Raw genomic sequence first — 24,713 nt, forward strand, 5'->3', positions numbered from 1 at the left:
AGGACGCGTGGGACAGGGGGGGATAAGAGCCCCCCGGGGGACACCACAACGGGGAGCCGGGGACCAGAAAAGAAAGAGGGGCCCCCCTCCGCCGCGGCGGGGGCCGCCCCTCTGTCGTGCTGCGTCAGTCTTCCCGCCGTACCGACAGCAGATCCTCCAGCTGTTCCTCGCGCGCCTGGGCCGCGACGAAGAGGAGTTCGTCGCCCGCCTCCAGGGAGTCGTCGCGGGAGGGGGTGAGGACCCGGGTGCCGCGGATGATCGTGACCAGCGAGGTGTCCTCGGGCCACTCCACGTCGCCGACCTGGGTGCCGGCCAGCGCCGACTCCTCGGGCAGCGTCAGCTCCACCAGGTTGGCGTCGCCGTGGCTGAAGCGGAGCAGCCGGACCAGGTCGCCGACGCTCACCGCCTCCTCGACCAGGGCGGACATCAGGCGAGGCGTCGAGACGGCCACGTCCACACCCCAGGACTCGTTGAACAGCCACTCGTTCTTCGGGTTGTTGACCCGGGCGACGACGCGCGGAACGCCGTACTCGGTCTTCGCCAGGAGGGAGACGACCAGGTTCACCTTGTCGTCGCCCGTCGCGGCGATCACGACGTTGCAGCGCTGCAGCGCCGCCTCGTCCAGGGAGGTGATCTCACAGGCGTCGGCGAGCAGCCACTCCGCCTGCGGGACCCGCTCCACCGAGATGGCGGTCGGGGCCTTGTCGATCAGCAGGACCTCGTGGCCGTTCTCCAGCAGCTCGCCCGCGATCGAGCGGCCGACGGCGCCGGCTCCGGCAATGGCGACCCTCATCAGTGACCGCTCTCCTCTTCCGGACCCCCGGCGAAGGCGGCCTCGACCTTGTCGACGTCGTCCGTGCGCATCATCACGTGCACGAGGTCGCCCTCCTGGAGCACCGTCTGCGAGGTCGGCAGCATCGCCTCGCCGAGCCGGGTCAGGAACGCGACCCGGACGCCGGTCTCCTCCTGGAGCGTGCTGATCTTGTGCCCGACCCACTTCGGGGAGGCGTGCACCTCGGCGAGCTGGACCCCGCCGGTGGGGTCGCGCCACAGCGGCTCCGCGCCCGAGGGCAGCAGCCGGCGCAGCATCTGGTCGGCGGTCCAGCGGACCGTGGCGACGGTCGGGATGCCGAGGCGCTGGTAGACCTCGGCGCGGCGTGGGTCGTAGATACGGGCCGCGACGTTCTCCACGCCGAACATCTCGCGGGCGACCCGGGCCGAGATGATGTTCGAGTTGTCGCCGCTGGAGACGGCGGCGAAGGCGCCGGCCTCCTCGATGCCCGCTTCACGCAGGGTGTCCTGGTCGAAACCGACCCCGGTGACCCGGCGGCCGCCGAATCCCGGGCCCAGCCTGCGGAAGGCGGTGGGGTCCTGGTCGATCACGGCGACCGTGTGCCCCTGCTGCTCCAGGGTCTGGGCGAGAGCGGAACCCACTCTGCCGCAGCCCATGATGACGATGTGCACGACCGTCCTTCCGGTGTCCCAAAGTTACTGCTCAGCCCCATCAGGGTCTCAGACCGACGCCCAAGCTACACACGCACCGTCCCGGCCGGGCACCCCTCGGCCAAGCTCATCGCCGAGTGATGCTGCGCACGCTCCAGGCGGTGAGGATTCCGAGGCCGAGGAGGGTCACCGCGGCGCCGATCAGTTCTGCGGTCGCGGGCATGAGACCTCCGAAGTGCGATGACAGGCGGGATCTGCCATCTAGGCACGAATGACGCGCAGGGTACGGAATGCGCAGTTCCAGCCGTCACCTTTTTCACTCGGGAGGCAGATCGTGCCCTGCGGCTGGAGCCATGCCAGGTGGAAGCCCTACGATCCTCTCTCGTGTCCAAACTGACCGACGTGCCCAAACGGATCCTGATCGGGCGGGCTCTGCGCAGTGACCGGCTGGGCGAGACGCTCCTGCCGAAGCGCATCGCCCTCCCCGTCTTCGCCTCCGACCCGCTGTCCTCCGTCGCCTACGCGCCGGGGGAGGTCCTGCTGGTCCTGTCCATCGCGGGTGTGTCGGCCTACCACTTCAGCCCCTGGATCGCGCTCGCGGTCATCGTGCTGATGTTCACCGTGGTCGCCTCCTACCGGCAGAACGTGCACGCCTACCCGAGCGGCGGCGGCGACTACGAGGTCGCCACCACCAACCTCGGCAACAAGGCCGGCCTCACCGTGGCCAGCGCCCTGCTCGTCGACTACGTCCTGACCGTCGCCGTCTCCATCGCCTCCGGCATCGAGAACCTCGGCTCGGCGATCCCCTTCGTGGTCGAGCACAAGGTCTTCTGCGCCGTCACCGTGATCGTGCTGCTGACCCTGATGAACCTGCGCGGGGTGAAGGAGTCCGGCAAGCTCTTCGCGATCCCGACGTACGTGTTCGTCGGCGGCGTCTTCGTCATGATCGCGTGGGGGGCCTTCCGGGGCCTGGTCCTCGGGGACACGATGCGGGCCCCGACCGCCGGCTTCCACATCAAGGCCGAGCACCAGGGTCTGGCGGGCTTCGCACTCGTCTTCCTGCTCCTGCGCGCCTTCTCCTCCGGCTGTGCCGCGCTCACCGGTGTCGAGGCGATCTCCAACGGCGTCCCGGCCTTCCGCAAGCCGAAGTCGAAGAACGCGGCGACCACCCTGGCCATGATGGGCCTGCTGGCCGTCACCATGTTCTGCGGGATCATCGCGCTCGCCGCGGTCACCAAGGTCCGCATGGCCGAGAACCCGGCGACCGACCTGATCCACAACGGTGTCCCGATCGGCTCGGGCTACGTCCAGAACCCGGTGATCTCCCAGGTCGCCGAGGCCGTCTTCGGCAAGGGCAGCCTGCTGTTCATCGTGCTCGCCGCCGCCACCGCACTGGTCCTGTTCCTGGCCGCGAACACGGCGTACAACGGCTTCCCGCTCCTCGGCTCGATCCTCGCCCAGGACCGCTACCTCCCGCGCCAGCTGCACACCCGCGGCGACCGTCTCGCCTTCTCCAACGGCATCGTGCTGCTCGCCGGCGCCGCCGCCCTGCTGGTGGTCATCTACGGCGCCGACTCGACCCGCCTCATCCAGCTCTACATCGTCGGCGTGTTCGTGTCCTTCACGCTCAGCCAGACCGGCATGGTCCGGCACTGGAACCGCCACCTGGCGACCGAGAAGGACCCGGCCAAGCGCAGCCACATGACACGCTCCCGCGCGATCAACGCGTTCGGCGCCTTCTTCACCGGCCTGGTGCTGGTCGTCGTGCTGGTCACGAAGTTCACGCACGGCGCCTGGGTGGCGCTGCTCGGCATGTGCATCTTCTACGCGACGATGACCGCGATCCGTAAGCACTACGACCGGGTCTCCGAGGAGATCTCGGCGCCCCAGGAACCGGACGACGACCTGGTCCGCCCCTCGCGCGTGCACTCGGTCGTCCTGATCTCCAAGATCCACCGCCCCACCCTGCGCGCCCTCGCCTACGCCAAGCTGATGCGCTCGGACACCCTGGAGGCGCTCACCGTCAACGTCGACCCGGCCGAGACGAAGGCGCTGCGTGAGGAGTGGGAACGGCGCGGCATAGACGTACCCCTGAAGGTCCTCGACTCGCCCTACCGGGAGATCACCCGGCCGATCATCGAGTACGTCAAGGGACTGCGCGCCCAGTCCCCGCGGGACGCGGTCTCCGTGATCATCCCCGAGTACGTGGTCGGCCACTGGTACGAGCACCTGCTGCACAACCAGAGCGCCCTGCGCCTCAAGGGCCGGCTGCTGTTCACGCCGGGTGTCATGGTGACCTCGGTGCCCTACCAGCTGGCGTCCTCGGAGGCCGCCAGGAACCGGGCCCGCAAGCGGCAGGACTGGAACGCCCCGGGCGCCGTCCGGCGCGGTCCGGCGGAGCACCGGCCGAAGGAGCACAGCGGGGGGTGAGCCGGCGGCCCGCCCCGAGCGGGGCGGGCGCCTTCGCCGAGCACGTAGACTGGTGGGCTGTCGTCGGCCCGCGCGCGGCCGTACCCCCTCTCGTTGATCTGGAGTCACCCCGCCATGCAGGCAGAACCGAAGAAATCTCTGGTGGGGACGGAGTACGAGGTCGAGGTGGGCCCGGTCGCCCACGGCGGGCACTGCATCGCCAGGACCGCCGAGGGGCAGGTGCTGTTCGTCCGGCACGCGTTGCCCGGTGAGCGGGTGGTGGCCCGGGTGACCGAGGGCGAGGAGGGGGCCCGCTTCCTGCGCGCCGACGCGGTGGACATCGTGGACGCGTCCAAGGACCGCGTCGAAGCCCCCTGTCCCTACGCGGGCCCCGGCCGCTGCGGCGGCTGCGACTGGCAGCACGCCAAGCCGGGCGCCCAGCGCCGGCTCAAGGGCGAGGTGATCGCCGAGCAGCTGCGGCGGCTGGCCGGCCTGACGCCGGAGGAGGCGGGCTGGGACGGCACGGTGATGCCCGCCGAGGGCGACAAGCTGCCGGCGGGCGGGGTGCCGCAGTGGCGCACGCGCGTGCAGTACGCCGTCGACGCCGACGGCAACGCGGGACTGCGCCGGCACCGCTCGCACGAGGTGGAGCCGATCGAGCACTGCATGATCGCGGCGCCGGGCGTCAGCGAACTCGGCATCGAGGAGCGCGACTGGTCGGGCATGGTGTCGGTGGACGCGATCGCCGCGACCGGTTCCCAGGACCGGATGGTGATCCTGGAGCCCCGCCCCGGCGCCCGCCTGCCCCTGGTCGAACTCGACAAGCCGGTCTCGGTCCTGCGGGTGGACGAGAACGACGGCGGCATCCACCGCGTCCACGGCCGTGCCTTCGTCCGTGAGCGGGCCGACGGCCGCACCCACCGCGTGGGCAACGGCGGCTTCTGGCAGGTCCACCCGAAGGCGGCGGACACCCTGGTCACCGCGGTGATGCAGGGCCTCCTCCCGCGCAAGGGCGAGATGGCCCTGGACCTGTACTGCGGTGTCGGCCTGTTCGCCGGCGCCCTCGCCGACCGCCTCGGCGAGAAGGGCGCGGTGCTCGGCATCGAGTCCGGCAAGCGCGCGGTGGAGGACGCCCGCCACAACCTCGCCGGCTTCCCCCGGGTCCGCGTCGAGCAGGGCAAGGTCGAGTCGGTCCTCCCGCGCACCGGCATCACCGAGGTCGACCTCATCGTCCTCGACCCGCCCCGCGCGGGCGCGGGCCGCACCACGGTCGAGCACCTGACGTCCCTGGGCGCCCGCCGCGTCGCCTACGTCGCCTGCGACCCGGCCGCCCTGGCCCGCGACCTGGCGTACTTCCGGGACGGCGGGTACCGGGTGCGGACGCTGCGGGCCTTCGACCTGTTTCCGATGACGCATCATGTGGAGTGCGTTGCCATCCTTGAACCGGCCGGAAAGACCGCCTGACCTGCGGGTTCGGGTGGTGTGCGCGATGTGCGGTGTGGGCGTTACGGGCGATGTCTTGACGCTGAAATGACGCTCTCCGGGGTATCTTGACGCTCACTTGACGCTCGTTCTGATGAGGTGTCAGGAGCGCCGCGTCGCTGGTCGAATTCCCTATGGAGGCGTGGGGGACCTCTTCAGTTCTCGATACCGATTGAGGGGGGATCCGTAGGTCAGATGACTAACCTAGAGGATTCCGCAGGCCTCGACGCTCTTGCTGAATGGTGGGAACGGCAGCAGGAGGAGCGTGCGCTGACGGAGTGCAGGATGCCCGCGACGAGTGCGGTGGGCCGGGCTTGTGCGGCGAGGTCGGCCGCGCCTTCTTGCGAGGTGAACACCACGTCCGGCTGCAGCCCGGACAGCAGGCTGTGGAGGGTCGATGCCGTCCGGTGCTGCGGTACGGCGATGCAGTCCACTTTCTTCCACTGGTAGCGCAGGTCGCCCCGCGTCTCCTCGTAGGGGGTGTGGTGGGAGTCGAGGAAGGCTCGTATCTGGGGGAGTTGTGTTGCCTGGTCCCAAGGTGCCTGGTGGGAGCCGAGGTAGACGGTCCGCCAGCCGGCTGCGGCGAATTCTTCAGCGAGCAGTTGTTGGGTGACCTCGGCCCCGCCGATGAGCAGCGGGGGCGGAGTGTGCCGCCAGGCGAAGAGGGCGGTGGGCAACGGCCAGTCACCTTGCCAAGAACGCGACGAGGGATTCGACTGCGTGCGCGACGTCGGCCGGGTCGGTGTCGGCCCGGCCGACGATGACCTCCCGTGACACCGGCGGTCGTGCTCTGGAGACGAAGTAGTTCCGGGCGTGGGTGAGGAACGCCGGATCGTGGAGGAAGTAGTCGGATTCCGTTGCCGTGTGCCTGGCCAGTTTGCGGCGGAGGTTCAGCGCTTCGGCGGGTACGTCGAGGTAGAGGGTGTGGTCGGGGCGTAGGAATGGGAGTTCCTGGAGGCGGTCGCGGAGTTGGTCGTGGACGTCGTATCCGTACAGGGCGTCAAGGGCGTGCGCGTGGGCCAGAAGGGTGTCGACGGAACGGTCGAGGACGGCCCCGGGTTTGGCGCTGGCCAGGGCCGCTCGGACGCGGGTGTTCTCGATGGCCATGAACTTCTCGAAGGCGGCGAGCTGCGCGGCCGCGGATTCGGTGCGGGCCGGGGGGATGTCGTCGCGGTGGGCGATCTGGCGGACGTAGCAATCCGATACGAATGCTTGTCTCTCGATGCCAATGCTGCGCAGATGCTCAATCGCGGTGGACTTTCCCGCGTACGAGGGTCCTTCGACAGCGATGATCTTCATGGTGATTCCATCCGGTAGAAGCGTTCCGCGTAGGTTCCTGTGCCGACCGGGAGAGCGGTGGCGGTGGTCCAGGCGTGCCGGATGGGCCGGTACATCTTCCGGTCCGGGTGCATCTGCGAGCCGTGCATCCGCAGGACGGTGGTCTTGTCGAGGATCACGTCGGTGATGTCGACCCGTTCGGTGGTCAGGGCCGGGCCAGTGCGGGCGCGGAAGAGGTGCTGGTCGCATCCGGCGAGCGCGTAGGTGGGCCAGAACGCGAGGTCTTCCCAGAACCATCGGCATCCCAGGCGTACGGCTGCGTGGTGCACGAGGAGGTGGTCGGGGTGCCGGGTGACGGCGGCCGGGGCGAGGAGTTCGGCGTCGGGATGGGCGTCGATGACTTCGTGGAGTTCGTGGGTGACTTGTTCCAGGCGGTCCTGGTTGTAGGGCCGGTACGGCGGTTCGGCGTCCTTGTGCCCGAGCAGGACGCGCTCGGCGGCCAGCGGGGCAAGTGCGGCGGCGCCTTCCCGTTCGCGCAGGTGGGACACGGCGGCCTCAGTGGTGAAGGCGTCCTCCAGAGCCGGATGGACGATGGTGGACCGGGTGAACACGGTGGCCACGGTGGCCACGGTGAGGGGACGAGGGTGGGCGAGGAAGGTTCCGGAAGCCGACAGGGCGAAGTCGTCGTGGTGCGGCTCGATCACGAGGACCGGGCGGCCGGCGGGGTGGCGGAGCTCGATGAGGTAGGGGTGGCCGTTATAGGGGGTCATCAGCTCGATGACGTGGTCGTCGTGGGCGCGGTGGCGTTCGACGAGGTGGTTGGTCCACTGCTCGCGGGCGCGGGCGCGGACGAGGTCGTCGGGGAACGTGTAGATCCCTTCTGCGTCCGGCACCGGCAGCGTCACGGGCGTATGGCTCTGGTTCATCGGACCGTGGTCCCCTACCAGTGGCGCCACATGCGCGGGGAGCTCAGCCGCAGACGGGCGGTCACGGGGTTCCGCCACCACAGCATCCGGAGGCTGGACCACTGGTCGTAGCGGCGAGTGGAGGGGCGCACGCGCAGCTCGTCCAAGATCGCGACCGAGGCGGCGGTGGCCCGGCCATGGTGGCGGTCAGGCGATGGAAGAAGTCGACGTCCTCGCTCATGAACAGGTCGTCCCGGTATCCGCCGATCTTGTTGAAAGCCAGGGCGGTTGCGAACTGGGCGACGCCCTGCGCGCCACCGTGGGCGGTTCGGTAGTGGTCCCAGTACGCGCACAGCAGCCGTGCCCCGAGCCGCTTGGGGGTGTACAGGGGCGGGATGGCGCCACCGACGGCCCCCGTGTCCATCGCGGTCGCGGCGGCGGTGATCGCTTCCAGGGGCAGTGCGACGTCGGCGTCCGTGAAGAACAGCCGTCGGCCGCCGGCCACGGCCGCGCCGCTGTTGCGGACTCGCCCGATATTGCGCACGCTCTCGCTGATCACGCGCACGCCGAAGGAGGCGGCCACCTCGGCGGTCGTGTCGGTGGAGGCGTTGTCGACCACGATCACCTCCCCCAATTCGCCGCTGCTCTCCTCCCACCTGGTGAGGGAGGCGAGGACGGTGGGGAGGTAGCGGGGCAGGTACGCGGCTTCGTTGTGGGCGGGGATGACGACGGTCAGGCCAGCGGCTCTGGTCATCGGGGAGTCCTTTCCGTGCGTGGTGTGCGGAAGAGGTGGGGTGTCCGGTGGGTGAGGTCTGCGAGCCGGCCCCGCCACAGCGCTTGGTCCTCGCCGGGAGCGGAATACGCCCAGCAGCGGACGGTGATCAAGACCACCCATGCCGACAGACGGGCGCTGTTCAAGGCGAGGGGGTAGCTGCTGGTGAGCGCGTCACGGTCCCACGGCGTGTGGGCGGCGGTCATGACGAGGGCATGGGCGACATCCGACTCCCGCGAGCCGGGGGCCGCGTCGGTGAAGTCGACCAGATGGCGTGTGTCCCGGGGCCGAAGAGCCGTACTGGATCGCCTACTTCGACGAGGCAGAACTCGCTGGCACCACGGGCGGCAGGCTCCTCGAACTCGCCCCCCAGAACCCGAAGAAACACGCCGAAGCCGCAGCCGGAGAGATCCGCCACGCCCTTGCCCGGCGCGGTCCCGAAGCCGGCCGCAGCCATGCCCTCGACCGTATCGGCCTGGCCCAGTGCCACTTCCTGCTCGGCGACCTGACCGGCGCCCTGGCGGAGACCCACCGAGCGGTGGACGCGGCGAGCGGGACCCGCTCGAACAGGGTCCGTGCCCAGCTGGGCGAGCTTTACCCGTACACCGTGGGCAACAGCGCGGCCCGGCCCGTGCGCGAGGCCCGCGATAGGATCCGCGACCTGCTGTCGACCTGAGAAGGAGAACGACGACCGTGACGACGATCGCGGTGACCGGGCACATGGACCTGACCGATGACAGCATCCCTCTGGTCCGCACCGCCCTGGACGACCTGCTCAAGCAGTACGCCGAGGACGGCGATCTCGTCGGCGTCTCCTGCATCGCCAAGGGCGCCGACTCCCTCTTCGCCGAAGCCGTCCTCGCCGCCGGCGGACGCCTGACCGTCGTCATCCCCTCCCAGGACTACCGCCAGAACAAGGTCAAGCCCAACCATGCTGCCCTCTTCGACCACCTCGTCGAAGCCGCCGCCGAGGTCCTCGTCCTCCCTCACGAGACGGCCAACCGGCAGGCGTACGAGGCCGCGAACACCGTCCTCATCGAACGCGCAGACCGGCTCGTCGCGGTATGGAACGGCGAACCCCCGACGGGTAAGGGCGGTGGCACCGCGGACACGGTCCTCGAAGCGCAGGCGGCGGGCATCCCTGTGGACGTGGTCTGGCCCGAGGGAACGGCTCGTAAGAGCTGATTCGCGCGCGTGTGCCCTGGCCTTGCCGGTTACCGGTGGGCGCCCGGCTTGCTGCGGCGCGAGGATGGCTGGGGGACCGGTGCTGGACTGGTGCCCGAGCGCTGATGCGGTGTTCCCGGGTAGGCGGCCAAGTCTGCCATGCGGCGCAGGCGCCAGACGAGGACGTCGCTGACGGAGGATGCGCTGGCCAGCTGGCCTCGGCGAGGACGGTGTCAGCCAGGTCGGGCAGAACCACGCGTAGCTGGACGGCGTACCAGTCACTGACTCGCCGGATGACCTGCCTGCCTTGTTCGCGTAGCCGGGCGATGGGCGCTTCAACGGCCCCAACGTACGCGGCGCGCAGGTGGTCGGCGGCTTGGCGGGCGGCCTCTGCCTGTTGGGCGTGCTGCCGCTTGGCGTGCCAGTGGCCGGCGGAGAGAACCAGGAGCGGTGTCCGTTGCGGTAGTTCTCCCGGCCGCCCTCGGCCCGCTCACCGGGCTCGTGTCCCAGGTGATCGGTGAGCTCGCCCTCCAGGGCTGCCTCCAGCACCCGCTAGGTCAGCTGCTGCAGCAGGCCACCCTCCCCGGTGAGCTTCGCGCCACCAGCCTGGGCCCGGGCAACCAGCTCGGCCACCAGCCCGCCATCCACCGCGTTCGTCCCACTCACAGCGGCCTCCACGGCCTCGGTGCCACTCGTGACGTCAGTCATCAACTGTCGCTTCCAGCGCGGGAGTTGCACCGCTCACCGTACAGACCCGCCCTCGTCATCTTGTGAACGGAGATACGTGATCTTGTGAGCAGAGATACGCAGGCTCATTTGCGCAGTCTGGACTGCGCAAGTTAGCCTGAGTGTATGGATGAGGTCATCAGCACCACCGGCGGAGTGTCCGAGTCGGCCGTACGCGCAGCGCGCGAGGTCCGTGTGGTCTACAGCCGGCTGAGGCGCCGCCTGCGTGAGACCTACGACCGCGGCGAGCTCACACCGTCGCAGACGTCCGTCCTCAGCCGTCTGGACAAGGACGGCGAGGCGTCGGTCAGTGACCTGGCGGCCGCCGAACGGGTCCGCCACCAGTCAGTGGCCGCCATTACGGGCGCCCTGGAAGAGCGCGGTCTGGTCGCCCGCCGTCCGGATCCCCAGGACGGCCGACGTCAGCTGGTCTTCGTCACCGACAGCGGCCACGCCTTCCTGGAGGACCGCCGCCAGGCCGGTGAGGGCTGGCTCGCCAGCGCGCTGGAGGAGCAGTGCACCGAAGAGGAGCGCCGCACGCTTCTCGAGGCAACCGCCGTACTCGAACGGATCGTGCGCTCGTGAGCGGCGTCCTGCACAGGCTGCGTCCCAGCCGGGGCAAGCGCCCGGACGACGGGTTCGACCGTCGTCTGCTGGCCCCGATGATGACGGGAGCGGCCCTCAACCCGGTCAACTCCTCCATCATCTCCGTCTCCCTGGTGCCGATCGGCGCCGCCTTCGGGGCCCCACCGTCCCAGACCGCATGGCTGATCTCCGCCCTCTACCTGGCCACCGCCATCGGACAGCCGGTGGTGGGCCGGCTGATCGATCTCTTCGGGCCCCGCCGTCTGTTCCTGGCCGGGACCGCCCTGACCGGCATTGCCGGCGTCACCGGCATGCTCGCCCCCAGCCTCGGCGTCCTCATCGCCGCACGGGTACTCCTGGGCTTCGGTACGTGCTCCGGCTATCCGGCGGCCATGTACCTCATCCGCAGCGAGGCCCGGCGCACCGGTCACGACAGCCCCGCCGGCGTCCTCACCGCTCTGGCCGTCACCACCCAGACCATCGCCGTGATCGGCCCCAGCCTCGGCGGCCTGCTGATCGGCGTCGGCGGCTGGCGCGCCACCCTGGCCGTCAACATCCCCCTCGCGATAGCCGGCCTCTACCTCGGCGCCCGCCGTATCCCCGTCACCCCCGGCTCCCGCCGTGCCGACGGGCACCGTCCGGTGAGCGACCTGGACGTGCCGGGCATGGGCCTGTTCTCCGCAGCGCTCGTCTGCCTCCTGCTGTTCCTGATGAACCCGGGCGTCGGTGACTGGTACCTACTGCTCCTGGTCGTCGCCGCGGGCGCCGGCTTCGCCTGGCGGGAACTGCACGCACGGCAGCCCTTCATCGACGTACGCGTCCTCGGCGGCAACCTGCCGCTGCTGGCCACCTACGGGCGGACCCTGCTCTGCTACATCGTCACCTACGCCTTCCTGTACGGCTACACCCAGTGGACGGAGGAGGGACGCGGCCTCTCCGCATCGCTGGCCGGCCTGGTGCAGCTGCCCCTGTTCGCCGTCGCGATCGTTGTCTCCACCCTCACCGGACGACGCCAGGCCGTCCGCAGCAAACTCCTGGTCGGTGCTCTCGGCCAGATCACCACCTGTGCCCTGCTGCTCCTCCTGCACTCCGACAGCCCGGTGTGGATGCTGCTGGCCGTCGTGATCGTCCTCGGCATCCCGCAGGGGCTGAACAGCCTTGCCCTGCAAAACGCTGTCTACCACCAGGCCGACGCCGACCGGATGGGCTCCTCTGCCGGGCTGCTGCGCACCTTTGGTTACCTCGGCGCCATCATCGCTTCCGCCGCCAACGGCGCCTTCTTCGGCGAGCACGTCACCACCGGCGGTCTGCACCATCTCGCCTGGTTCATGCTTGCCATCAGTGTCCTGTTCCTCGTGGTCACCGTCGCCGACCCCTCACTGCGCCGCATCGGGCGCGAAGCCGACGACCCCGCCGAGAGCGAACCCCCGCGTCCCGGCCGGTAGCCGACGACATCCGGGCCCGTGCCCGAAAGGATCCGCCTCGCGGCGCCCCGCCGCGCAGGATGACCCGTTCCACCCCGACACCGAGGATGAACCCGTGCCCAACTCCGCCCTGCTCGTGATGGACGTACAGAAGGCCATCATCGGTCGCGTCCCCGACCTCGACCCCGACTACACGCCCCGTCTCGCCCGCGCCGTCAACGCCGCCCGGGCTGCGGGCATTCCGGTGGTGTACGTCGTCGTCGGCTTCCGCGCGGGCCACCCCGAGGCCAAGTCCAGCCCGATGTTCAGCGCCCTGCCCGAGGACGCCTTCATCGATGGCGACCCTGGCGCCGCCATCCATCCCGACGTCGCGCCCCAGCCTGGCGAGAGCATCGTCACCAAGAAGCGCGTCAGCGCCTTCACCGGCAGCGATCTCGACCTCGTCCTGCGCGGCGCCGGCGTCAACCACCTCATCCTGACCGGTCTGGCCACCAGCGGTGTCGTCCTGTCCACCCTGCGCCAGGCCGCCGACCTCGACTACCGCCTCACCGTCCTGGCCGACGGCTGTGTTGACGGCGACCCCGAAGTCCACCGGGTGCTCACCGAGAAGGTGTTCCCCCACCAGGGCGCCATCCTCACGAGCGTCGATGCCTGGGTCTCGGACCTCACCTGACGTCCCCATCGCGCGCGGCGGCTGGCCGTGCCACGCCCGGCCGTCCGGGGCACCACCCCTGACAGCCGGGCGTCACGGTCGGCTCCTGACCGCGCCGAGCGCGGATCCGCGCCTGCGCCCCGGCCGAGCGATCGCGACCATCTTGCCGGTGCTGTCGAGTCCCCTTGATGACGAGCACCGCCAGGCCCCCGGGGGCCAGAGCTTCGGAGATCTGAGCGATGACGTCCCTGGGCCGCGGCGAGTGGCAGAGGCAGAACGCGGCGACGGCGACGGCGCACGGCATGGCGGGCAGTGGGAGGTGGTGAAAGTCGCCTTCGACGAAGGCCCCCGCTGTGTCGGGCAGCTCTTGTGGCGCTCGCGGGCCTGGGCGAGCAGGGCGGGGGCCGCGTCCAGGCCGACGACGTGCTGCGGCCGGAGCCGCCCGGGGATGACCAGACCGATCGTTCCGCGACCGCAGCTGATGCCGAGCACCACGCCGAGGCGGTCCGGACGCGCGTGGTGGGGCCGCACGAGGCTCACGATCGTCTCGGGCTCCGGACGACCGGCGGTCTTCACGCGCATCAGGGCGCTGGCTCGCCCGGCCAGCCGGGAGGCGCGCCCGTAGAGCTCCTGCTGGCGGGCGGGGTCCAGGAAAGGGTCGGGCTCGTTCATGCCGCACCCCTTGTCCAGGGGCACGGGCCGTTCAGGGCTGCTCGGCGGCGACCTTCCGCAGTCAGCGGCACGTCTGCCGCCGGTCGGCCAGCGGCACCACGTCGGCTCTGCCGGCTGCGAACTCCTCGGTCTTCGCCATCAACCGGGGGCCGCATCGTGCGGCGGTACGTGGCGACGTACTTGATCACACCCCAGTGGTGAGCTGCCCCGAGTTTCGTGGGCACACCGACGTGACTCCACCGCATGAGGCTCCGTACCGGGGGAGGTGCTGCTGTACCGCTGGTAGCCATGCCACGCCAGATCGCCCGTGCCGGACCGACGTACGGCCGTGACGCTCATCCGACGCTCCGGGCGCCCGCTGGCCCTCAGTTCCCCGACCAGGTCACCGCCCCGCGGAGACGGCCGGAGGACGATGCCTGCGACGGCCGCAACCGGGCTTGGCACGAGAGCGGCGCACAACCCCCAGGGCCAGGGCGGTCCGTCCTCTCCCTGGGCGCGGAGGGCTGTCGCCGGCAGGGGAGGGCACGACCGCGGACGTCCGTCGACAGCGGTGGTGGTCGGCTCAGTCGGCGGCGAGCAGGTGGGCGGGGGCGATCCGGGACAGCCCCCGGATCGGCACCGCCAGAGCCGCCACCACCAGCGCGGTCGCCGCGAGGGTGGCCAGCAGCGCGGCGCCGGCGATCGTGAACAGGTGTCCGTGCAGCACGCCCCGGCCGAGGGCCAGTACCCCGGCCAGACCGGCCACCGCACCGGACAGACCGCCCAGCAGCGCCAGTCCGATTCCCTCGTAGAGGGTCAGCCTCGCCAGCTCGCGGCTGGTCCAGCCGGTCGCGCGCAGCACCGCGAGATCAGCGGCGCGTTCGCGCTGGGAGATGACCAGGACGTCGATGGCACCGGCGGCGCCCAGCAGCAGGGACAGGGCGACGCTGAGGTAGTCGGCCTCGCGCGCCCGCGCCACCACGGCACTGCCGAGCAGCGACCCGGCCACCTCGCCCCGGAAGGCCAGCGTCAGGGCGAGCAGCACCGTGAAGGCGGCCACTCCCAGCGCCAGCCCCGCCGCACCCAGCAGCGTGCGGCCCCGCACCCGCAGCAGGTTGAGCACGGCCAGTCCGGCCACCGAACGCACCGGGCGCGCGCGGCGGGCCGCCGTCACCGGGGGCCGGACGGCTTCCATCGGTCCCAGCCGGGTGGCGAGCCAGGCGGGGATCAGGCCCGCCGCCGTGGCCAGCAGAAGCGCCACCGGGAGCACGAGGAGCGACTTGACACCGGCTTCGGGCTGTCCCAGCACCCGGCCCAGCACGTACGCGAGCACCGCGCCCGCCGCTCCGGCGGCCAGCCCGATCACCGCCAGTTCGCCGAGGACCAGGCGGAGTACCTCGCCGCCGCTCCAGCCGAGGCAGCGCAGCGTGCCGATCTCGGTGCGGCGCGAGCGCACCGAGGCCAGCGCCGCCTGGCCGAGGAAGAGCGCGCAGACGACGAGGACCAGCACGAAGAGCACCGCGCTCTTGGCGTCCACAGCCCTGAGAATGCGCAGTGCCACGCCCTTGGCGACCCAACGCTCCGTCACCTGCGCCGAGTCACTCAGCGCCACCGTCCGCGGCGCGGGCGAGCTGCCGACGGTGACGTCGACCTGGAGACGGGGGTAGGCGGCCCGGATCTTCCCGGCCACCGCGTTCACCCGCGCCCGGGAGGCGGTGTCGACGCCGGCCACTCCGGCCACCCGGATCCTGATCGCGCTGACCGGCGCCTTGTCCTGGATGCTCGGGACCCGACGGCTCTTGGTGAGCGCGGTGATGGAGTCCATGGTCGTCAGCATGGTGGGCGGCGGGCTGACGTAGCCGCCCAGGTTGCGGTCGGGCTGCAGCGGCCTGCCGTGGAGCCTCGCTCGGGTCGCGGTGTCCGCACCGGTGACCTGCGGTGTCTGGTAGGTCTCCAACGGGGCGTCGGACAGGGGTGAGAAGCCGGCCAGTCTGCCGGTGTCGTAGCGGCCGACGAGGTGGACGAAGGGATTGGGCAGGCGTCCGGAGTCCACACCGTCGCAGGTACCCAGTCCGATGCAGTCCGTGGCGGCGTGGCTGGTCACCTTCCGGTACTGGGTGCCCTGATGGTTCTCCTCGGGGACGCCGGAGAACGGCTGCTGGTTCGAGTTGGTGATCCACAGGCTGGGCTTCTGCGGCGGCTGCGGCCGCGCGGTGAGGTCGCCGTGGGAGGTCCGGCGGTAGGTGACCGGGCCGACCGTCCAGTAGGACCCGGTGTCGAACGAGTCCTCGTTCAGTGCCTTCCGGTAGCCCTTGCGCAGGTCGACCCGGGTCGTGCCCACCGTGGTGCCGTGGAGGCCTCGGACGAAGCTGTCGGCTGTCGGGTTGCCCAGTTTCGAGGGCAGCCCGGCCGGGTCGCCGACGTCGAGCCGCTCGACGGTGGCGTCGAGCGTGCCGGTGGTCAGCGGGTTGTCACTGAGCAGCGCCGGGATGTAGGAGTCGTGCTGTCCGTGAACGCTCTTGGCGGACGACACCGTCCACGGTTTGTCCTGCTCGGTGAGCATCCGGCCCGAGGCGATGGTGTCGCCCAGGCCCACCAGCCGGTCCTCGGCCACCGGGTCGACGGCGGACAGCAGCACGGGGTAACTGACCGGAACGTCGATGGTGGCCTTGTCCTGTCCGGACTGGCAGTTCATCCGCGAACTCAGGTCCGGGTCGAACGGCGACCTGTCCCTGAGGTCCTCGGCGATGATGTTCGGCTTCAACGGCAGCTGCAGGTTGAACTCGGTCTGCTCGGTCTTGTCCCGGTTGAAGTAGAAGCAGACGTCGTACTTCCCCTTGATCCGATACCGCTGGGTGCTCTTGCCGCCCGCACCCGTTTCCAGGGTGTCGGACTCGAAGAGGTGGTCCGACTCCGATGCCGACGTCAGGGGGGAGCGGGTGAGGTAGACGTACTCGTCCGAGGTGCGGTAACTGCCCAGTCCGGAGGTGAGCGTGGGGCTGATGCGCAGGATCTGGCGGGACGCCTTGCCGTCCAGGAAGCGGGACACGTCCACCGTGACGGTGCTCGCCACCATGAGGTAGCCGATGTTGGCGACCGGCGCGGCCACGTCGACCCCGGCCATGCCGCGGATGCGCCGGTACTGGTCCATGGTGATGCCGCCGAACGTGCCGGACAGGAAGTTCGGCGCGACCAGACCGCTCTGCCGCTCCACGTCCGTCTGCGAGTCGGGCGGGCGGACCAGGACGTCGTACGCGGACCGCGCGTTCTTCCGTACGGTGCCCACGGTGGTCGCCTGGCTCGTGCTCACCGTCGCGGTCAGCAGGGTGAAGCTGGTCGCCGCCACCAGGATTCCGGTGGCCAGGGCCAGCGCACGCCCGCGCCGCCGCCGGAGCTGATCGAGGATCATCGTGATCACGGGCGGAGGCCCCCCAGCCGGTGCAGCACGTCGACGGACGGGGTGACCCGCTGGTCCGAGGTGATCCTGCCGTCCTGCAGCCGCACCACCCGGTCGCCGTTGGCGGCGACCTCCGCGTCGTGCGTGGCGATCAGCATCGTCATCCCGTACCGCTCGCGCAGCGACATCAGCAGGTCGATGATCTCCCGACCGATGACGCTGTCCAGGTTGCCCGTGGGCTCGTCGGCCAGCAGCAGTCCCGGCCGGTTGATCAACGCGCGTGCGACGGCGACGCGTTGCTGCTGACCGCCCGACAACTGCGCGGGCAGCGCGTCGGCCCGCTGGTCCAGGCCGACGGCTTCGAGCAGCTCCATGCCGCGCGCCCGCCGGTCGAAGTCCACTCTGCGCGGCAGCACGGGGGCGAGCACGTTGTCCAGCACGGTCAGCGCGGGCAGCAGGTGGAAGCGCTGGAAGACGAAGCCGACACGCCGCCGGTGACGGTCCAGGTCCCGGGGCACCAGTTCCGCGCCGTCGACCTCGACGTGTCCTTCGTCGGGCTGGTCCATGCCACCCGTCACATGCAGGACGGTGGATTTGCCGGCGCCGGACGGCCCGGTCAGCATCACCACCTCGCCGGCCGCGACCTCCAGGTCGACCTCGTCCAGAGCGGTCAGCCCGGGATACCGACGGCTCACCCCGCGCAACGCCACGCTCACAGCCATTGATGCAGCCTCGCCCTCGCACATCGCGGCACAGACCTCGCCGCCCCTGCATTGTGACAATTCAGGGGTATGTTGTCACAATGTAGAAGGGACGTATATGCCGCTCCACCACGCCGTGCTCGCGCTGCTGACCCGGCGGCCGAATCACGGATACGAACTCAAGGCCCGTTTCGAGGAGGCCATCGGCCCGCAGTGGGGTGGCCTGAACATCGGTCACCTCTACCAGATCCTCGAACGGCTGGTCCGTGACGGCTATGTCTCACGCTCGCAGGTCACGCAGACCGACCGGCCCGACAAGAACCTCTACACGCTCACCGAGGCGGGCGAGGCCGAGCTGCGCTCGTGGGCGACCACCGCCTGGGTGCGCGTCGGCGGCTTCCGCGACGAACTGTTCCTGAAGCTCCTCGGCGCCTCCGCCCTGGGCCCGCAGGCCCTTGCCACGCTGATCGAGTCGCAGCGGCAGACGTACCTGTCCGAGCTCGCGGGCCTGGCCCAGCAGCGCCGCGCCCACGCCGACGAGCCGCTGGTCGCCGTCCTGATCGACGCCGCCATCGCGCACACCAAGGCCGACCTCGGGCTGCTGGACGGTGCCGCACGGCATCTGGGCCCGCTCGCCACGGCACAGAGCGCGCAGGCGCCGGAGCGCTCACCCTCACGGGGGCGGGGCGACAGCGACGAGGCCGGGGGGCACGGTGGGACGAGAGGGGACCGTACCGAGTCCGCCTGAGGGCTGTCCCGTGATCGCCGGTGGATCAGCGCGCGGCGTCAGATGCGGTGCATCGCAAGGCGGAGGGTCGTCCTCATCCTGGGCGTATTCGGGCTATCCGGCAACGCGGCGAGGTGCCGTGGCTGTCGTCGTGCGCCCGCCGGGGATCACGGGACAGCCCTTGGTGGCGTTCCCGGGTCGCCGTGGCGTCCGTCCGGATCGCCGTCGCCGGAGCCCGCGGTGAGGCCAGGCCGTGAATTCGCATTTTGCCTGTTGCTCAGGTTCCATTCCTCTTCCCATTCTTTTACTTGCCTTTTGGCTTACGGGAGTTGATTAAAGGGGGGGGTAATTCACGAAACAACCTTGACTGTGAACGGTCAAGGTGCGTAAAAATTACGTCCGTCGGCGCTTGTGGATCATGGGGGACTGCGATGACGCCTGTTCGGATACGCCAAGACGCTTGCGTAAAGGCTGGTTGAGCCTCGGCACCGTTCTGGCCGTGGCCATGGGGACGCTCAACGCGATACCGGCCTCCGCCGTCTCCACCGGGTTCGCCGCTGAAAGCCGGGAATCCCAGACGGACATGACGGACGCCCAGAAGGCGTCCCGGGAAGCGGTGGAAAGCGGCGAACGCGTCGAGGTACACAGCGAGCGCACCGAATACGCCACCACCTATGCCAATCCTGACGGCGCGACCTTCTCACTCGGCCCCACGCCGCCGACAACCCGGCGTCCTTCTCCGACCCGAGCGGCGAGCAGCTCATCGAGTGCGCGCAGGGCCTGATCGAGTGCCGGGGCGGGATGCCGGTCACGCACAGCAAGAAGACCTCCACCGACTCCGGCAACAGCGGCAAGGGCACCGGCGGCAAGACGGTCGTCCGGCACGGCGGCAAGAGCAACGTCGGCTCCGCCTGCGCCCTGACGTTCCACATGAGCGGCCATGACGCCGCCGTCTGCCAGTCCGGCCACGCGGCACAGGTGTGGGCCATGGAGTCCAAGGTCGAGGGCTACGTCACGGTGGACGTGGGCGACGGCGGCACCACCGCGAACACCGTGCCGGGCGCGAGCGGCAACAACACCGGCAACGACGGTGCCGCCGACGTCATCCTGTGGACCAAGGACAAGGTGTACATCTGGGAGGTCAAGCCGGGGAACGCCTACGGTAAGACGGACGGCCCCAAGGACCTGACCAGGTATGTCGAGGGCATGCAGGACTATCTGGAGGACGAGGGCGACGACCGGACCGTGGAACGGGGGGCCGGCCTGCTCTCCGGCCGGGACGCGTCCCGGGAGGGCATAGTGAATGTCTGGTCGAAGTCCGAGCCTGAGTACCAAGGCATGCGCTTCTATGGACGCAAGAACCGGGACAACCCCGCGCCCAGCCCGGACCCGGTCCAGACCCGGTCCAGTTCCCACGCCCAGCGCGAGCACCGCGGCACCGGTCGGGGAACCCGCACCGGGAACGGTCGACGCCCCAGCCGTGGAACCGGCGCCGGGCCCGACGGGGGGCGCGTCGGCCGGTGGGGCGGCGGGTGGCTTCCACATCTCTCCGGATGCGCAGAAGGCCGGAATGGGAGCGGTCGTCTTCACCGGCGTGCTGTTCACGGTCGGCTTCTTCTTCAACGGCCTCACGGGCGGCGCGTTCGCCTAGCGGGGCACCGAGTAGCGTCGGTAACGACGTGAGGAGGAGAGGTCTGTGATGGATTACGAGGCCCCCGACAAGGATGTGACCATCTGGGCGACGCTCGATGAACGGGCCGCGGCGTCCCGCGGGGACCTGGTCGTCCACTGGTTCCGGACCGCAATCGACTCCTTCTTCTCAAGCGGGGCGAAGGAGACGGCCGACTCGTATGCCCGTGCCACCGAGTCGTTCAGGGGCGGGCGGCAAACCCGGCTCAGGAACGTCCGGGAGAACTGGCCGGCGTTCGCCGGGGTCTTGCGCGCCCATCCCTTCTACGCGAGCGTCGGCTTCCACGAGCCGTCGGTGGACGAGGACGAATGGGCCGATGACTACGGGCGCGTGGGCAGTCAGCACGCGGGCCGTGGCGGTACGCACACCGAGCTTTCCGTGTTCCTCCCGGGCGGAGACCGGATCGTCGACCCGGACTTCTGCGCACGCCTGTTCGGCTTCCTGGCGGTGGCCCTCGACGGGGCTGACCCGGTCTTCGCGCGTGTCGACTACCTGAACTTCCACGACAAGCCCGACCTGGAGGTGGCTCTGCGACGGGACCACCGCAAGTATCTCAGCGAGTCCCGCACCCACCTGCGCGGCTACTCCTGGATCACCGGCATGCCTGGCGAACTCGCCGCCCGCCTCGGCGGCGCCCCGCGCCTCACCGCGACCGGCGCCTTCCACGCCGTACGGGAACTGCGCGGCGGCGGTGTGCTGCTGCAGGCGACCGAGACGCTCGCCGGGTACGACGACCGTGCGATGCGCGAGGTCTTCCGCGCCCTCGCGCCGGTGCTGCCACCGGGCATCCCGGAGGACGACCCCGCGCGGGGGAGTCTCCGAGTGGTGTTCGAGGACGCGAGCGGCGTCTGAACGGCGGCCCCGGACGCCCTCGCCCAGCCACCGAGAGGGGTCTCTGTCCGGCTCGGGCTCGGTGCCGGCGATGATGCCGTCGACCTGTGGCCGGTCGGACGGCCGCCGGTACCGCCCGAGCCGGGCGGCGGCGAACGCGATGACGGCCAGGGCCGCGACGGGTGTGCAAGGGGGCCGGATGAGCAGGCCCGCCCGCGGGCGGCGGCGCCGTGCCCCCGTGACCGCACAGGTGGCCAACGACGACGGCGGCACCGATCCGGCGCTCTCGGCGCCCGCACCCGCCCAGACCGCCTATCCGAGCGGCAGGCGGGTCTCGTCCCTCACCTCGTACGCCTCGATCGGCGACGCGTGGCATTCGACGCCGACTCGGACCAACGTGCCGGCGGCGGGCACGCAGCCGGCCATGTTCTCCTCCATGGCCGCCTTGGCGATCCGGTTGTCCAGTACCTGGCCGGAGCGCAGTGACAGCGGCGAGAACAGCTCGCTGGTCATCCGGGCTCCCCTCTCGATCTCGGTCGCCTACGATGTGTGCAGCGTTCACATTAGGGTGACGATGTGAGCGATGTAAACATGAGGGAGCGTGGCGGATGTCGCAGGCGGGAAGCACGTATCACCACGGCGATCTGCGCGCCGCCTGTCTGCGGGCCGCGCGGGAGCTGCTGGAGGAGGACGGCAGTGCCGGGCTGTCCCTGCGGGCGGTGGCGCGACGGGCCGGTGTGTCGGCGACGGCTCCCTACCGCCACTACGCGGACCGCGACGCGCTCGTCTCCGCGGTCGCCGCGCGGGGCTACCGCGAACTCGCCGAGTACCTGGGCGCCGTGCATCCCTCACCCACGACCCCCGACGAACTGGCGGCCGTCGCCGTCGCCTACGTCCGGTTCGCGCTGGAGCGCCCGGCGCTGTTCCGGGTGATGTTCGCGGAGCCCCGTGATCCGGACAGCGAGGAGCGGGTCGCCGCGACCGCCGCGATCTCGGAATACGTCCGCGGTGTCGTCCGCGGTGCCTTCCCCGGCGCCGACGCGGACGCGCTGTCCGTCACGGTGTGGGCCCTCGTCCACGGCCTGGCGTTCCTGCACCTGGACGGCAAGCTCGACACCTCCACGCCCGAGGCGGTCGCCGACCAGGTGCGCTCCGCCGTACGCGCGCTGTTCGTCGCCCCCGTGGCGGCCACGGCGCCGGCGACAGTGGCGGTACGGCCCGAGTAGCCGGCCAACGTCCCTCAGGGCTCGCAGAAGAACAACACGCCGGTTCCGGTTCTGGAACGCGCCGTCGTGCTGTCGGACGCTGCACTTGCAGGTCACGGCGGTCTGCACCGCGCGGGTCCGGAGGGGCTCGTACGTTGCCGCAGGACAGAACGCGGCAGGTCGGTGGCCGCTACCACAGCTGCTCGACACGGCCGGAGAATCAGCGTGTCGTTGTTCTGCAAGCCCTCAGGGAAGGGCCAGTTCCGCCCAGATGGTCTTTCCGGACGCGGTGTAGCGGGTGCCCCAGCGCTGGGAGACCTGGGCGACGAGGTACAGGCCGCGGCCGCCCTCGTCGTCGCGGCGGGCACGGCGCAGGTGAGGGGCCGTGTGCGCGTTGTCGGAGACCTCGCACAGCAGACTGCGGTCCCTGATCAGCCGCAGCATCACGGGACCGGTCGCGTAACGGATGCTGTTGGTGACCAGCTCGCTCACCACCAGCGCGGCGGTGAAGGACAGTTCGGACAGGCCCCAGGTCTCCAGCTGGCGCTCGGTGTCGGTGCGGGCGTCCGCCACCACGGCCGGGTCCGGCGGCAGTTCCAGGTCCGCCACGTGGTCGGCGCCGAGCCGTCGGGTACGTACCAGCAGCAGCGTGGCGTCGTCCGCCTGGGGGCCGGGCGGCAGGGTCGACACCGCCCGGTCGCACAGTTCCTCGAGCGGGCAGCGCTGCCAGGTGAGCACCTGGGCGAGGCGGTCGATCCCGCTGTCGATGTCGGTGCGCCGGTCCTCCACCACGCCGTCGGTGAAGAACGCCACCACGCTGCCGTCGGACAGGTTCAGCTCGACGTTCTCGTACGGCAGACTGCCGAGCCCCAGGGGTGGCCCCGGGGCTCGCGCGGACAGGGCCACCGAGCCGCTCGCGTCGGCCACGATCGGCGGGGGATGGCCCGCGCTGGCCCAGACGCAGCGGCCGCCGACCGGGTCGTAGATGGCGTAGAGGCAGGTCACGCCGACCGCCTCGTCGCCCAGTCCGTCCGCCTGGTCGGGTTCCGGGTCCAGCTCGACCAGGCCGTCCATCCGGGTCAGCAGCTCCGCCGGGTCCAGGTCCAGCAGCGCCAGGGTACGGACCGTGGCGCGCAGCCGCCCCATGGCCGCGGCCGCGTGCACACCGTGACCGACCACGTCGCCGACGGTCAGCCCCACCCTGGCACCGGAGAGCGGGATCAGGTCGAACCAGTCGCCGCCCACCCCCACCCGGCTGTCGGCGGGCAGATAGCGGTACGCCACCTCGACCGCGCTCTGCTCGGGCAGCCGCCGGGGCAGCAGGCTCCGCTGGAGCACCAGGGCGGCCACGTGCTGGCTGGTGTAGCGGCGGGCGTTGTCGATGCCGACGGCGGCCCGCTCGGCCAGTTCCACGGCGAGCGTCTGCTCCTCGGGTCCGAAGGGGTCGGGGTTGTTGTCGCGCCGGAAGGTGGCGAGGCCGAGGACCGCGTCGCGGGCGAGCAGCGGGACGAAGAGTTCCGAGGGCCGGCCGGCCGGTCCCTCCTCGCCCGGCGGCTCGGAGAGACCGACGACGGGGCGGCCGCTGGCCAGGCTCAGCGCCTGCGGTGACGACGGCGGATAGGAGACCGGGCTGGTCCGGAACTCCTCCGGGGTACGGCCGTGCATCCGCAGCAGACTGTGCCCCGGCGCCGAGCGGGTCGGAGGCTGCCGACCCTCGATGACCGCCGACGGCAGATCCACCAGCACCTCGTCGGCCAGCTGCGGCACCGCCACGTCGGCCAGCTCCGCGGCCGTGCGCCGCACGTCCAGGGAGGCGCCGATGCGCTTCCCCGCCCGTACGAGCAGCGACAGGCGCTCCTGGGCGCGGTAGCGGTCGGTGATGTCCAGGGACTCCTCGAACAGCCCGAGCGGTTCGCCCCTGGCGTCCACCAGCCGGTAGTACGAGCAGGACCAGACGTGCTCGCGCACCGGATCGGCGGGGGCGCGCCCGCGGTAGTGCATGCCGAGGACCGGTTCGCCCGTCTTCAGCACCTGCTCCATCACCTGGTCCTCGTCCGGAGGGTGGTGGCGGGAGATGAACTCGCCCTCGGGGAAGAGATCGGCAGCCGGCCGGCCGACGTACTGGGCGACCCCGGCCAGTTCCAGATCGGTGGAGACGTTTCCCCAGACGACGCGCATGTCGGTGTCGTAGACGGTCAGCCCCACGGACGACTCGGTCGCCAGTCCCTGCAGCATCGCCAGCTGGGCCTCCCAGCCGCGCAGGGCCGCCAGCTCGGCCGCCACCACGACGGTCGCGGCGACACCCTGGTGCGAGAGCGGACTGAACGTCACGGCTGCGCGCAGGGTGTGTCCGTTTCGGCAGCGGAGGTCCAGGACCGTGCCGCGGGGGCGGTGCGCCCTGCACAGACCGGACAGCCACGGACCCGGGTCGGCCACCAGCCGGTTTGCCGGCCGGCCGAGCACCTCCTGGGGCGGATGGCCGAGCAGACGCTGGGCCGACAGACTCCAGCCGCAGACGCGGCCCTCCGCGTCCAGAACCGCGGCCGCGGCCCTGGTCAGGTCCAGGGGGCTGTGGAATTCGACGTCCGGAGCATTCGGAAAACGATCCATGGCACCGCTTCCCCTCGTGCTCATTCAGCATCCCGTGCCGCACGACGGACGACAACCGCAC

At 70.7% G+C, this 24,713-nt stretch carries 23 protein-coding genes and 1 pseudogene; 12 read left to right on the forward strand and 12 right to left on the reverse strand.

Annotated elements, in window-relative coordinates; genetic code table 11:
* Positions 1–124: 124 nt before the first annotated feature.
* Both ACZ4O3_RS00750 and ACZ4O3_RS00755 read right to left on the reverse strand, forming a co-directional pair.
* Complete coding sequence (locus ACZ4O3_RS00750) at positions 125–793, reverse strand: potassium channel family protein (protein WP_362728232.1); 669 nt, start codon at positions 791–793, stop codon at positions 125–127.
* Positions 793–1,464: a potassium channel family protein gene (locus ACZ4O3_RS00755; RefSeq protein ID WP_351325777.1), complete on the reverse strand. Its 672-nt coding sequence runs from the start codon at positions 1,462–1,464 to the stop codon at positions 793–795. The genes ACZ4O3_RS00750 and ACZ4O3_RS00755 overlap by 1 nt, the downstream gene beginning before the upstream one ends.
* Positions 1,465–1,827: 363 nt before the next feature.
* On the opposite strand from ACZ4O3_RS00755, the gene ACZ4O3_RS00760 reads away from it, so the two are divergent.
* Positions 1,828–3,873, forward strand: coding sequence for an APC family permease (locus tag ACZ4O3_RS00760; RefSeq protein WP_362728230.1), 2,046 nt, complete (start codon positions 1,828–1,830; stop codon positions 3,871–3,873).
* Positions 3,874–3,987: 114 nt separating this feature from the next.
* Complete coding sequence (locus ACZ4O3_RS00765) at positions 3,988–5,316, forward strand: class I SAM-dependent RNA methyltransferase (RefSeq protein ID WP_467720689.1); 1,329 nt, start codon at positions 3,988–3,990, stop codon at positions 5,314–5,316.
* Between the two features lie 209 nt (positions 5,317–5,525).
* Here the strand turns inward: ACZ4O3_RS00765 and ACZ4O3_RS00770 are convergent, their stop codons facing one another.
* From ACZ4O3_RS00770 to ACZ4O3_RS00785, 4 genes are all read right to left on the reverse strand, one after another.
* Positions 5,526–6,011, reverse strand: a complete 486-nt coding sequence (locus ACZ4O3_RS00770; protein WP_467720690.1) for a hypothetical protein — start codon at positions 6,009–6,011, stop codon at positions 5,526–5,528.
* Positions 6,012–6,018: 7 nt separating this feature from the next.
* Positions 6,019–6,633 (reverse strand): hypothetical protein, encoded by a 615-nt coding sequence (locus tag ACZ4O3_RS00775; protein ID WP_467720691.1) that lies wholly within the window; start codon positions 6,631–6,633, stop codon positions 6,019–6,021.
* Positions 6,630–7,538 carry a PIG-L deacetylase family protein gene (locus ACZ4O3_RS00780; RefSeq protein WP_467720692.1) on the reverse strand — a complete coding sequence of 303 codons (909 nt, stop codon included), beginning with the start codon at positions 7,536–7,538 and terminating at the stop codon, positions 6,630–6,632. Before ACZ4O3_RS00780 ends, ACZ4O3_RS00775 begins: the two co-directional genes overlap by 4 nt.
* Positions 7,539–7,599: 61 nt before the next feature.
* Positions 7,600–8,271 (reverse strand): glycosyltransferase, encoded by a 672-nt coding sequence (locus ACZ4O3_RS00785; protein ID WP_467720693.1) that lies wholly within the window; start codon positions 8,269–8,271, stop codon positions 7,600–7,602.
* 292 nt (positions 8,272–8,563) lie between these two features.
* Between ACZ4O3_RS00785 and ACZ4O3_RS00790 the strand changes: the two genes are divergently transcribed.
* Both ACZ4O3_RS00790 and ACZ4O3_RS00795 read left to right on the forward strand, forming a co-directional pair.
* Positions 8,564–8,965: a hypothetical protein gene (locus tag ACZ4O3_RS00790; RefSeq protein WP_362721375.1), complete on the forward strand. Its 402-nt coding sequence runs from the start codon at positions 8,564–8,566 to the stop codon at positions 8,963–8,965.
* Positions 8,966–8,982: 17 nt separating this feature from the next.
* Positions 8,983–9,474, forward strand: a complete 492-nt coding sequence (locus ACZ4O3_RS00795) for a hypothetical protein (protein ID WP_362721378.1) — start codon at positions 8,983–8,985, stop codon at positions 9,472–9,474.
* A 423-nt stretch (positions 9,475–9,897) separates the two neighbouring features.
* Here ACZ4O3_RS00795 and ACZ4O3_RS00800 read toward each other — a convergent pair.
* Positions 9,898–10,161: pseudogene (locus ACZ4O3_RS00800) on the reverse strand (transposase); the annotation flags it as partial.
* Positions 10,162–10,305: 144 nt separating this feature from the next.
* Between ACZ4O3_RS00800 and ACZ4O3_RS00805 the strand changes: the two are divergent.
* The 3 genes from ACZ4O3_RS00805 (at position 10,306) to ACZ4O3_RS00815 (ending at position 12,861) form a co-directional block, all read left to right on the forward strand.
* Positions 10,306–10,764 carry a MarR family winged helix-turn-helix transcriptional regulator gene (locus ACZ4O3_RS00805; RefSeq protein ID WP_362721382.1) on the forward strand — a complete coding sequence of 153 codons (459 nt, stop codon included), beginning with the start codon at positions 10,306–10,308 and terminating at the stop codon, positions 10,762–10,764.
* A gap of 77 nt (positions 10,765–10,841) precedes the next feature.
* The gene (locus tag ACZ4O3_RS00810) at positions 10,842–12,209 is read left to right on the forward strand and encodes an MFS transporter (RefSeq protein ID WP_467720993.1); all 1,368 of its coding nucleotides are present in this window, start codon (positions 10,842–10,844) and stop codon (positions 12,207–12,209) included.
* A gap of 94 nt (positions 12,210–12,303) precedes the next feature.
* Entirely contained in the window at positions 12,304–12,861 is a 558-nt protein-coding gene (locus ACZ4O3_RS00815) for a cysteine hydrolase family protein (protein WP_467720694.1), read from the forward strand.
* Here ACZ4O3_RS00815 and ACZ4O3_RS00820 read toward each other — a convergent pair.
* From ACZ4O3_RS00820 to ACZ4O3_RS00830, 3 genes are all read right to left on the reverse strand, one after another.
* A complete protein-coding gene (locus ACZ4O3_RS00820) occupies positions 12,854–13,144 on the reverse strand; it encodes a hypothetical protein (protein ID WP_467720695.1) in 291 nt (96 codons plus the stop codon). The two genes, ACZ4O3_RS00815 and ACZ4O3_RS00820, sit on opposite strands and share 8 nt — an antisense overlap.
* 930 nt (positions 13,145–14,074) lie before the next feature.
* The gene (locus ACZ4O3_RS00825; RefSeq protein WP_467720994.1) at positions 14,075–16,900 is read right to left on the reverse strand and encodes an FtsX-like permease family protein; all 2,826 of its coding nucleotides are present in this window, start codon (positions 16,898–16,900) and stop codon (positions 14,075–14,077) included.
* Between the two features lie 5 nt (positions 16,901–16,905).
* Positions 16,906–17,610 (reverse strand): ABC transporter ATP-binding protein, encoded by a 705-nt coding sequence (locus ACZ4O3_RS00830; protein ID WP_362717616.1) that lies wholly within the window; start codon positions 17,608–17,610, stop codon positions 16,906–16,908.
* 97 nt (positions 17,611–17,707) lie between these two features.
* Here ACZ4O3_RS00830 and ACZ4O3_RS00835 point away from each other — a divergent pair, with 97 nt between their 5' ends.
* The 4 genes from ACZ4O3_RS00835 (at position 17,708) to ACZ4O3_RS00850 (ending at position 20,858) form a co-directional block, all read left to right on the forward strand.
* Positions 17,708–18,337: a helix-turn-helix transcriptional regulator gene (locus ACZ4O3_RS00835; RefSeq protein ID WP_362717613.1), complete on the forward strand. Its 630-nt coding sequence runs from the start codon at positions 17,708–17,710 to the stop codon at positions 18,335–18,337.
* Positions 18,338–18,791: 454 nt separating this feature from the next.
* The gene (locus ACZ4O3_RS00840; protein ID WP_467720696.1) at positions 18,792–19,100 is read left to right on the forward strand and encodes a hypothetical protein; all 309 of its coding nucleotides are present in this window, start codon (positions 18,792–18,794) and stop codon (positions 19,098–19,100) included.
* A 17-nt stretch (positions 19,101–19,117) separates the two neighbouring features.
* Positions 19,118–19,999 carry a hypothetical protein gene (locus tag ACZ4O3_RS00845; protein WP_467720697.1) on the forward strand — a complete coding sequence of 294 codons (882 nt, stop codon included), beginning with the start codon at positions 19,118–19,120 and terminating at the stop codon, positions 19,997–19,999.
* 13 nt (positions 20,000–20,012) lie between these two features.
* Complete coding sequence (locus ACZ4O3_RS00850) at positions 20,013–20,858, forward strand: hypothetical protein (RefSeq protein ID WP_467720698.1); 846 nt, start codon at positions 20,013–20,015, stop codon at positions 20,856–20,858.
* A gap of 291 nt (positions 20,859–21,149) precedes the next feature.
* Here ACZ4O3_RS00850 and ACZ4O3_RS00855 read toward each other — a convergent pair whose 3' ends face one another.
* Complete coding sequence (locus ACZ4O3_RS00855; RefSeq protein ID WP_467720699.1) at positions 21,150–21,350, reverse strand: hypothetical protein; 201 nt, start codon at positions 21,348–21,350, stop codon at positions 21,150–21,152.
* A gap of 95 nt (positions 21,351–21,445) precedes the next feature.
* On the opposite strand from ACZ4O3_RS00855, the gene ACZ4O3_RS00860 reads away from it, so the two are divergent.
* Complete coding sequence (locus ACZ4O3_RS00860; protein WP_467720700.1) at positions 21,446–22,063, forward strand: TetR/AcrR family transcriptional regulator; 618 nt, start codon at positions 21,446–21,448, stop codon at positions 22,061–22,063.
* Between the two features lie 225 nt (positions 22,064–22,288).
* On the opposite strand, the gene ACZ4O3_RS00865 is transcribed toward ACZ4O3_RS00860, so the two are convergent.
* Positions 22,289–24,652, reverse strand: a complete 2,364-nt coding sequence (locus ACZ4O3_RS00865) for a SpoIIE family protein phosphatase (RefSeq protein ID WP_467720701.1) — start codon at positions 24,650–24,652, stop codon at positions 22,289–22,291.
* Between the last annotated feature and the right edge of the window lie 61 nt (positions 24,653–24,713).

Source organism: Streptomyces sp. NPDC026515 (genome assembly GCF_055567595.1).

Coding starts and splice junctions, on each gene's coding strand:
- ACZ4O3_RS00865 (WP_467720701.1), bottom strand. CDS start 24,652: ATGGATCGTTTTCCGAATGCTCCGGACGTCGAATTCCACAGCCCCCTG.
- ACZ4O3_RS00765 (WP_467720689.1), top strand. CDS start 3,988: ATGCAGGCAGAACCGAAGAAATCTCTGGTGGGGACGGAGTACGAGGTC.
- ACZ4O3_RS00825 (WP_467720994.1), bottom strand. CDS start 16,900: ATGATCCTCGATCAGCTCCGGCGGCGGCGCGGGCGTGCGCTGGCCCTG.
- ACZ4O3_RS00820 (WP_467720695.1), bottom strand. CDS start 13,144: ATGCCGTGCGCCGTCGCCGTCGCCGCGTTCTGCCTCTGCCACTCGCCG.
- ACZ4O3_RS00780 (WP_467720692.1), bottom strand. CDS start 7,538: ATGAACCAGAGCCATACGCCCGTGACGCTGCCGGTGCCGGACGCAGAA.
- ACZ4O3_RS00810 (WP_467720993.1), top strand. CDS start 10,842: ATGATGACGGGAGCGGCCCTCAACCCGGTCAACTCCTCCATCATCTCC.
- ACZ4O3_RS00775 (WP_467720691.1), bottom strand. CDS start 6,633: ATGAAGATCATCGCTGTCGAAGGACCCTCGTACGCGGGAAAGTCCACC.
- ACZ4O3_RS00835 (WP_362717613.1), top strand. CDS start 17,708: ATGCCGCTCCACCACGCCGTGCTCGCGCTGCTGACCCGGCGGCCGAAT.
- ACZ4O3_RS00830 (WP_362717616.1), bottom strand. CDS start 17,610: ATGGCTGTGAGCGTGGCGTTGCGCGGGGTGAGCCGTCGGTATCCCGGG.
- ACZ4O3_RS00750 (WP_362728232.1), bottom strand. CDS start 793: ATGAGGGTCGCCATTGCCGGAGCCGGCGCCGTCGGCCGCTCGATCGCG.
- ACZ4O3_RS00785 (WP_467720693.1), bottom strand. CDS start 8,271: ATGACCAGAGCCGCTGGCCTGACCGTCGTCATCCCCGCCCACAACGAA.
- ACZ4O3_RS00845 (WP_467720697.1), top strand. CDS start 19,118: ATGCCGGTCACGCACAGCAAGAAGACCTCCACCGACTCCGGCAACAGC.
- ACZ4O3_RS00855 (WP_467720699.1), bottom strand. CDS start 21,350: ATGACCAGCGAGCTGTTCTCGCCGCTGTCACTGCGCTCCGGCCAGGTA.
- ACZ4O3_RS00860 (WP_467720700.1), top strand. CDS start 21,446: ATGTCGCAGGCGGGAAGCACGTATCACCACGGCGATCTGCGCGCCGCC.
- ACZ4O3_RS00805 (WP_362721382.1), top strand. CDS start 10,306: ATGGATGAGGTCATCAGCACCACCGGCGGAGTGTCCGAGTCGGCCGTA.